Below are 8,820 nucleotides of genomic sequence, written 5' to 3'. Positions count from 1 at the left end.
GCACGATTGGTTATGTGTCACCTTTTGAGTTTGAAAAGCAGTATTATGATAATTTAATCCTGTCAGGTGTTGCTGCCTGACTCAAGTAAATAAGCCTCCGATAAAGTCGGGGCGGTTCATGGTGAGCCGTATTCATGACCCGCTCAAGCAATGGAAGCTCTCAGCCATGGACTTACAATCACGCCGCCGTTGGGAAGACTATACCAAGGCTAAAGAGACCATGTTTGAGCGAACGCATATCCCTGAAGTACCTTGGTGGGTGGTTGAAGGTAACAATAAAAAACGCGCAAGGCTAAACTGTATTGCTCATCTACTCGAACAAATTCCTTATAAGGAAGTGCCACGTGATGAGGTCGAATTACCCGATCGTAAACGTGATGACGAATACTACCGTGAGCCTATTCCAGATGATATGTATGTGCCACCGCGCTATTAAAAGATATGCTGGTTTTACGTAAGCCGTGTCCTCAATTCAATCGATTGTCCTCTAAATTGGCTAATAATGGCTACATTTTGCCAAGGATAGTCAAACAGCTTATTGATATCTCGATATTATTGGCATTACCTTCATTGTTTGACGGCAATTTTTATCACCATTTTTAAAATGAAGACACGCCCTAGTCTTATGCTCATAAAAAAAGCCGCCTTATCGATATATAAGGTGGCTTTTTTTATACTGTTTGTTGAATAATAGTCGTCTAACATTCATCAAAACCATTACAAGTACAATAAATAATTACATGGTATAGGTGGACTGCAAACCATCTATTTTACCCGCCAATAATCGCTCAACTTCGTTTTTAATTCTTTGACCTGCAATATCAGTTCCAATCTGTACCGCAAAACCTGCCGGTCGACCACCTTGCGTTTTGGCGTTAATCCAAACCACTTTGCCATTCATAGGCAAACGCTCGCTAAAATTGGGTAAAGTGATGGCGATAAATACCTCGTTACCTAGCTGCTGAGCGTCATTGGATGGCACAAATAATGCGCCATTACTGACAAAGGACAAGTAGCTGGCATATAACATTTCGATATTTTCAATGTGGCAGGTTAATATCCCGCCGCGTCCTGGCATGGCCATAGTCAGCTTCCTTCATTAAGTTTGGTATTTTTATTTGCTATCGAGGCAGATTTTCTTATAAACAAGCCAATTCTTGCATTAGCTTATCATAGGCAAATTTTTCTTGCACATTTTGTTGCAGAGCGACTTTTGTCTGCTGTAAGCTATTAGAAAAAAGTGCTAGGCCATTATTATCAGGTGGATACTTTTCTAAGGCAGCGGATAGATTGACGTCTTTTTGAAGCGCATTAAGCCCTAAGCAAATACGGCGCATATCAAGTAGCATCAGCTCAGACAGCTGAATAAATTCTGTGATACTCAGTTGGTTTTGCCAATAGTCACTGGCTGCCACACTACTACGTTTACCGCTCCGCAATGCCTGCCACGTCGTCAACCATAGCGCACGTTTGCTATACCATGGCGCTTGTGCCATGGCTATCGCTGCCAAAGGTGCGCCATTTGCCAATTGGATAAGCTGCTCAATCGCAGCCGTTCCGACCGCTTCACGATTGACCGTATAGCCAAGTGCCTGTGTCACATAGTCAACGGCGATTACAGGCTGAATGGTCTGTAATGGCAACTGCTGCACCCGACTTTTAATGGTGGGCAGTAATTGTGCTGGAGTATCGCTGATCAAAAATAAATGGACTTTAGCTTGTGGTTCTTCTAAGGTTTTGAGTAGCGCATTGGCCGCGGCAATCGTCATTTGCTCTGCATGGTCTAACACACAGATACGCATTCCTTGACCACCTTGGTAGATAAAAGGCTGCAAGTTACGGATATCATCCACTTTAATCTTAAGAGCACTATTATTGGCTGTTTTGGGTGATTTTTTATCCTTTGCAGCGTTACTTAGTTTCTCTTTATTATCAGCATTGTCTGCACTGATTGGCATACTGATCAGTGGCAATACCTGTAAGCTTGGATGCGTGCCAGACCTTAGCCATTGGCAACTTTCACACGCGCCGCAAGCCCCTGTGGGATGGCTATCACGCTCACGGCATAATAGCCAAGCGACCAAACGCCATACAAAAGCCCGCTTGCCCATACCCTGCATACCAGCAGCTAATAGCGCATGTGGCAAAGATTGCTGTGATGTCAAAACTCGCTTGGTCAATTGCGACCATAGATTTTGCTGCCATGGCAATAACGCGGCGAAATAAATGTGGTCTGTAGTATCCATTGTGCCTGTATTCTGCGTCTTATCACTCATAGCTAACGTCCTATCACTTCGCTTGATTATTCAGGATATAGCGTATTTATGACGCTTTAGATAAAATATTTTTTCTTAGGCTATTTATCCAATAGGATTCTGAAAATCACTCAAGCTCATCGCATTTAAGCGGTCTAAATCTTCTTGGGTATCGACCCCTGCAGGTAGATGACAAGCGGCAACTGCAATAGCAATCTGCGCTCCATTTTCTAAAACGCGTAACTGCTCTAGGCTTTCAAGTGTCTCAAGTGGCGTTTGCGGCCAATGCACAAACTGCTGTAATAAACGGACGCGATAAGCATATAACCCTAAATGACGATAAGCATTTTTTGGTGGGTTTCTATGATCATCATTGGACAATACGACATCACGATCACAAGGAATGGGCGCTCGGCTAAAATAAAGCGCACGTTGCAAGTCATTAGCGTGTTGACTGACAACCTTGACCACTGATGGACGCATAAAGGTCTCATAGTCATCGATAGGCTCACACAAAGTCGCCATCACGCTATCACTGTCTGCGACCAAAAGCGCCTTTACCTGCTCCAATAATAACGGTGGTACTAACGGTTCATCGCCTTGCATGTTGACCACGATATCATGGTCAGCCCACCCTTTGATGGCGGCAACTTCTGCCAAACGGTCAGTGCCTGAAGCATGCTTGCTACTGGTCATCACCACATCAAACCCTGCATCCATGCATATCTTGGCAATATCGTCATCATCCGTGGCAATACACATATCATCAGCGAAGTGCGCTGTTTGCGCCTTTTCAGCAACCCAAAGAATCATCGGCTTACCATGTATCTCTAGTAATGGCTTGCCAGGCAGCCGCGTGCTCTTAAAACGAGCAGGGATAACAATGTGAGTTTTGGCGGGCATAATCACTGACGACATGGGGTTTCCTATAGCAATTTTTATACGGTTTAAAGCATCATCTATTATTTGCTTTGCTTTGCTTTGCTTTGGTATTGGTATTGGTATTGTTTTCGATATCAATACCTAGCTTTTTTAGCTGTTGCTGCAGATTATCATAACAGCTGTCAGAGAGTTTGGCGGTTACTGGCAGTACCCATAGTCTGTTTATCAGCGTTTGATATTCATTATTCAGCGCTTTATCAGTAGTGGCTTTCGATAGCAACGCTCTTATTTTTACCGCATCTTTACTGGTGACTACGATTGGATATTCGGTATACTGCAATAATTCCGCCAACTCAAAATCATAATGATCAGGATAAGGATGTCCAACGACATCGAAGCCTAGCGAACTTAAAGTATCAAAAAACCGCTGCGGATAACCAATACCGCTCACCGCATGCACTCTACAACCCTTTTTAGGCATATCAATTTGAGAATAAGATAAAGTAGGTTGCCATAAGAGTTGCAGAGCATTCGCCTCTAAGTGCATTGTCAAACGATGGGCTCGGTACAGATTGCTATTATCTTTTTTATTGTCCACTGAATCTGTTGTTAGTGGCTCATGGTAGATGACAGTTGCACCCTGCAATCGCGACATCGGTTCACGTAAAAACCCTGTTGGCAAGAGCTGTTGATTACCAAAGCCCCGTGCTGAATCGACCACAATCCATTCAATGTCACGTTGCAGTGCATAATGCTGCAAGCCATCGTCGGCAATAATGAATTGCAAGTCAGGATGGGCAGCTAACAAGGTCATAGTTGCTTGCTTACGATCGGGACATACTGCCATGGGCGCATTTGTCATATTAACAATCAAACAAGGCTCATCCCCTACCACATTGGGCAAACTGGCGGCATCGACTAAAGCTGGCATTTGACTGGTATCGCCACCGTAACCACGGCTGATGACCCCTACCTTTATGCCCCGTTCTTGTAGATAATCAACCAAGGCAATAATCAATGGTGTTTTGCCACTACCGCCCACGCTAATATTGCCGATCACCATAACGGGAACAGGCGCGTGATAACTTGCTAACAGCCCAGCTTTATAAGCTTGACGACGCAGCGTGGTGATAAGTCCGTACAACCAACTAATAGGTAGCAATAGCCATAGCCAAGCGGCTTGACGTTGCCAGGCACGCGTCACTGTCGTTTCAATACTCATGATAATTGACCACTTACCTATTCAGCTAAACTTTAACTTAGCACGATTTGAACGTCAAAGCTGCTCAAAGAATAGTCCAATAATTTTATTCAAAGTCACGTTCATACATTTGCGCATAATGACCTTGCAATTGCATAAGCTCATCGTGCGTGCCTAACTCGACGATTTGACCGCTGTCTAACACGGCGATACGATCGGCTGATTCAATGGTGGTCAGTCGATGTGCAATGACTAATGTGGTACGATCTTTCATCACATTATCAAGCGCTTGCTGAATGTAATACTCTGATTCATTGTCTAACGCACTGGTTGCTTCATCTAAAATTAAAATCGGCGCGTCTTTTAATAGCGCACGAGCAATCGATAAGCGCTGACGCTGCCCGCCAGACAACTGCAAACCTTCAGCACCAATTTCACTTTGATAGCCGTTTGGCATTTTCATAATAAAATCATGAGCAAAGGCATCTTTTGCGGCACGCTCAACCTCAGCTTGGGTTTTATTGGCTAAGCCACCATAAGCAATATTGTTAAATACCGTGGTATTGAATAGGACTACTTGTTGATTGACCATCGCAATCTGCGCCCGTAAGCTCTCAAGCTTAATGTCTTCAATCGGTATACCATCCAAGGTAATTTGCCCAGAAGAGGTCGATAAGATGCGCGTCAGTAAGTTTACTAAAGATGACTTACCAGCACCACTTCGCCCTACCAATGCAACCGTCTCACCTGCTCTTACCTCTAACGTAAAGTCACGCAAAGCGACCGTTGAGTCAGGATAAACCAGACTGACATTGTCCAGCTTGATTTTGCCCGTCAAAGCAGGGCTAAGCACACCAGTATCTTTTTCTTCTGGCTCATCCAACAAGGCAAAAATAGACTCACCTGCCGCGATACCTTTTTGCAGTTTTTGATTGATATCAGTCAATGAGCGTACCGGCTTGCTGAGCAAACCTGCAGCGGCGATATATGAGATAAACTCACCCGCTGAGATATTGTCGATCACCGATGGGCGTAGTGCGAGCCACACCACAACTGACATGGCGACAGCCATTAGCAGCTGTACTGCTGGCGTATTGATACTGTTGGTCACCACGACCTTCATGCCTTGGCGTAAGTTCTTTTTTGATGTTTTATCGAAGCGTGCGGCTTCGTATGCTTGACCGCCATAGTTTTTGACAACCTGATAGCCACCAATCACTTCATTGGTAATATGGCTGACATCACCCATCGTCTCTTGTATACCCTTAGACAACTTTAGATAACGCTTTGAGGCGATGCGAATAAGCCACAATATTGGCGGTAGCACAACGAATAAAATCAACGTCAAACGCCAATTGCTATAAAGCAAGAAACCTATCAAGGCGACGACTGTCAGACCATCCCGCAGTAGCGTCTTCATAGAGTCTGTACTAGCTGCGGTGACTTGCTCAACATCAAATATCAGCTTGGATGAAATGGTACCAGCAGGATTGGCTAAGTAAAAAGAGCTTGGCAGACGAAGCAATTTATTAAAGACTTCCACTCGCAGCTCATATACCAAATTACGTGAGACCAGAGCAGAATAGTAATTACCCAAAAAGCTACCAACACCGCGGACAAAAAACAGACCAATGATCAATAATGGAAATAAATCCTGTTTGCTTTGATCGTTCTGATTAATGGCATCGGTGATATATTGAAGTAATTTGGCAATCCAAATCTCTGTCGCCGCATTAATCGCAAAGCCCAACACAGTAAGCATTAATGCCCACCAGTATGGTTTTAAATAACTCAGCAAACGCAGTAAGGTCTTATGCTTAGGTATGTTTGACGGCTCTGCTGATAGTTTTTTAGCAGCAGTTTTTGCAGAGTCAGGTTGATATGCTTGGCTCATAAAAGCCTCAATTTGGGGGTCATCATATGAATGGACTGCGTTAAAATCGCAGTTTTATAAGAGCATCTATCAATGGCATTAAAGTAGCTATAGGCTACTGCGGTAACGGCTGACCAAGTGGCACGACCGTACTGATATTAAGATTCAAAAATCCCAGTTTACCCGCAATGTCCATCACTCGCACAACCGATTGATGGGTGGCATTGGCATCCGCAGCAATAACAAATAGCATGTCACGATTACTACCAGCTTCTTGTTGTAGCATACTGGTCAACTCTGCCTCATTGCTACTAGCAAGCGTAATACCGTTCACCAGATAACTGCCATCTTCTTGTACCGCCACTTCGATACTGTTTTTCTCTTCTGTCAGCGCGACACCTTCAGCTTCAGGAAGAATAATATTTAAACGACTAAAATGATTAAACGACGTTGCTAATAGTAAAAACACAATCAAAAACAACAAACAATCAATCATCGGGGTCAAGTTAATTTCGAGCGGCTCAACAGTCGGTTTTCTAAAGCGCATATCACTCTCTTTAATTTACTGAATACTCATGTGCTTGATGGATTATTAGGGCGTGCTGAACAGTCACAGATACTAAGAAATAAATGCTAAGAAGTGACGGCAACACCATTATTTGAGCTTAATCCATCCACTGCATCCTCGTGATCTACAACGTCATCCGATGGCGCACGATGTGCAGGCACATTCAAGCCAGCAGTAGACGTATTTTCCAGCAAATGATAATCATACAACTCTTGAATCATGAGTCCCGCTTGCGTCTCAAACTGGGCATTAATATCGATAATACGGCGCTGAAAATAACGATAGGCGACCAGTGCTGGAATAGCCACGATCATACCAGCAGCAGTCGTAATCAACGCTTGTGACACACCAGCAGCAAGCATCGTTGGGTCTTGCATCGCCCCATCGGTAATCGCCAAAAACGACGAAATAATGCCTAATACCGTGCCTAGCAACCCCAGTAGTGGCGCAATCGCCCCTATGGTCCCAAGCATATTGATGTTTTTTTCTAACTGATGCACTTGTACGCTAGCGCGGTTTTGCATATGCATCGTCATCGAGTCTAAGCCATATTGACGATACAGCAGCCCTGTCGCTAAAATATCTCCCAAAGGTGTTTTTTCTTTGACATTCATCAACTGTGTACGACCAATATCCCCATTCTCACGTAAGCGCGTGATTAGCTGTTCGCGCAATCTACTCGGGGCAACTTTATTAAACTGTAAGGTATGACTACGCTCGATGATGATAACCAATGCCAATATTGAGCACACCACGATAGGTGTCATCAACCAACCACCCGCTTTTACCAACTCCCACATATTGACTCTCTTTTATATTTTTATAAAAATAGCGACTATCAAAGTATCTTAAATTTACAGCATCATGACAAACTCGTTAGCGATATCAAGCCTGTGCTTCTATGTGCTTAATTAAAGCTGCTAACTGATCTTGGTTATGGAAAAATATCTCAACACTACCCTGACCATCTTTTTTGTGTTTGAGTTTGACTTCAGCCCCTAACATATCTGTCAGTCTTTGCGTTAAACGCTCAACCTCACGAGATTGCGTTTGCTCAGCACGATTGGCTTTAGGCGCAGGCTGCAAGATCGATTTAACCAACTTTTCAGCGTCGCGTACCGTCATACCGCCGTCGATAATTTTTTGCGCGATAATCGGCTGCTGCTCAGAGGATAATGCTAAGAGCGTGCGCGCATGACCCATATCTAGGGCGCTATTTGCCAAATGATCTTTGACGGTATCATGCAGCTGATTGAGACGCAGCAGGTTTGATACGGTGGTGCGCGCCTTGCCAACGACTTCGGCAATCATCGCATGACTCATACCAAATTCAGTATGAAAGCGTTGTAATGCTGCGGCCTGTTCAATCACGGACAAATCTTCACGCTGGATATTTTCAATCAAGGCCAGTGCGATGGCAAGCTCATCCGATAAAGCACGTTCAATCGCTGGAATGACAGATTTACCTGCCATTTTTGCCGCACGCCAGCGGCGCTCGCCAGCAATGATCTCATGGGTAACGAATGCTTCACTCTTGTCTTCATTGGCCAATAACGGACGGATAACGATCGGTTGCATGACACCGTGCTGCTCAATCGAAGACGCCAGCTCTGCAAGCGCCGTTTCACTCATATCACGGCGTGGCTGATACTTACCCGCTTGCAAACGCGTGACATCTATTTGCACCAAGCTTATCTGGTCTTCAGAGGCACTAGTATCTGTTCCATTAACACGATTCTTATTAGCCGTACCTTTGTTTATCGTGCGCGGCGACCGTGTGGTTCGACTGCTGGTAGTGGTGTCAGAGGCGATAGCTTTGGTCGTTGGTTTTTCACTGGTCTCATTACTATCAGATTGAGCAGTCTTGCTAATATTTAATCTATCAGCGTTTAGCGTTTCAGCTGGCAAAGTACTCTCACGCGCCGCCATGTCGTCTTGCAAGGCAGAGGCGGTGATTTGCTTTTCTTTTTTGATTGACCCCAATAAGGCATCTAAGCCTCGATTGGCAGCCAACCCTCTTTTCTTCGCCATGATTACCTAT

9 protein-coding genes are annotated in these 8,820 nt (G+C 44.4%); 1 reads left to right on the top strand and 8 read right to left on the bottom strand.

What is annotated here, in order from left to right; translation table 11 throughout:
- Positions 1-121: 121 nt before the first annotated feature.
- Positions 122-436 carry a hypothetical protein gene (locus tag ACP69U_RS12790; RefSeq protein ID WP_426138703.1) on the top strand — a complete coding sequence of 105 codons (315 nt, stop codon included), beginning with the start codon at positions 122-124 and terminating at the stop codon, positions 434-436.
- A gap of 300 nt (positions 437-736) precedes the next feature.
- On the opposite strand, the gene ACP69U_RS12785 is transcribed toward ACP69U_RS12790, so the two are convergent.
- The 8 genes from ACP69U_RS12785 to ACP69U_RS12750 all read right to left on the bottom strand — a co-directional run bounded on the left by ACP69U_RS12785 (position 737) and on the right by ACP69U_RS12750 (position 8,810).
- Positions 737-1,084, bottom strand: a complete 348-nt coding sequence (locus ACP69U_RS12785; RefSeq protein WP_426138702.1) for a PilZ domain-containing protein — start codon at positions 1,082-1,084, stop codon at positions 737-739.
- Between the two features lie 55 nt (positions 1,085-1,139).
- A complete protein-coding gene (locus ACP69U_RS12780) occupies positions 1,140-2,276 on the bottom strand; it encodes a DNA polymerase III subunit delta' (protein ID WP_426138701.1) in 1,137 nt (378 codons plus the stop codon).
- A gap of 84 nt (positions 2,277-2,360) precedes the next feature.
- A complete protein-coding gene (gene kdsB / locus ACP69U_RS12775) occupies positions 2,361-3,173 on the bottom strand; it encodes a 3-deoxy-manno-octulosonate cytidylyltransferase (protein WP_426138700.1) in 813 nt (270 codons plus the stop codon).
- Positions 3,174-3,210: 37 nt separating this feature from the next.
- Positions 3,211-4,359, bottom strand: coding sequence for a tetraacyldisaccharide 4'-kinase (lpxK, locus tag ACP69U_RS12770; protein WP_426138699.1), 1,149 nt, complete (start codon positions 4,357-4,359; stop codon positions 3,211-3,213).
- Positions 4,360-4,444: 85 nt separating this feature from the next.
- The gene (gene msbA / locus ACP69U_RS12765; protein WP_426138698.1) at positions 4,445-6,232 is read right to left on the bottom strand and encodes a lipid A export permease/ATP-binding protein MsbA; all 1,788 of its coding nucleotides are present in this window, start codon (positions 6,230-6,232) and stop codon (positions 4,445-4,447) included.
- Between the two features lie 94 nt (positions 6,233-6,326).
- Complete coding sequence (locus ACP69U_RS12760) at positions 6,327-6,758, bottom strand: ExbD/TolR family protein (protein WP_025651795.1); 432 nt, start codon at positions 6,756-6,758, stop codon at positions 6,327-6,329.
- 86 nt (positions 6,759-6,844) lie between these two features.
- Positions 6,845-7,579 (bottom strand): MotA/TolQ/ExbB proton channel family protein, encoded by a 735-nt coding sequence (locus tag ACP69U_RS12755; RefSeq protein WP_426138697.1) that lies wholly within the window; start codon positions 7,577-7,579, stop codon positions 6,845-6,847.
- 85 nt (positions 7,580-7,664) lie between these two features.
- The gene (locus ACP69U_RS12750) at positions 7,665-8,810 is read right to left on the bottom strand and encodes a ParB/RepB/Spo0J family partition protein (protein WP_060490852.1); all 1,146 of its coding nucleotides are present in this window, start codon (positions 8,808-8,810) and stop codon (positions 7,665-7,667) included.
- Between the last annotated feature and the right edge of the window lie 10 nt (positions 8,811-8,820).

Source organism: Psychrobacter sp. TWR1-1-1, from assembly GCF_049895865.1.
GTDB lineage: Bacteria > Pseudomonadota > Gammaproteobacteria > Pseudomonadales > Moraxellaceae > Psychrobacter > Psychrobacter immobilis_A.
The sequence above is the reverse complement of the archived record's forward strand: the minus strand, read 5'-3'. Positions and strand labels throughout refer to the sequence as shown.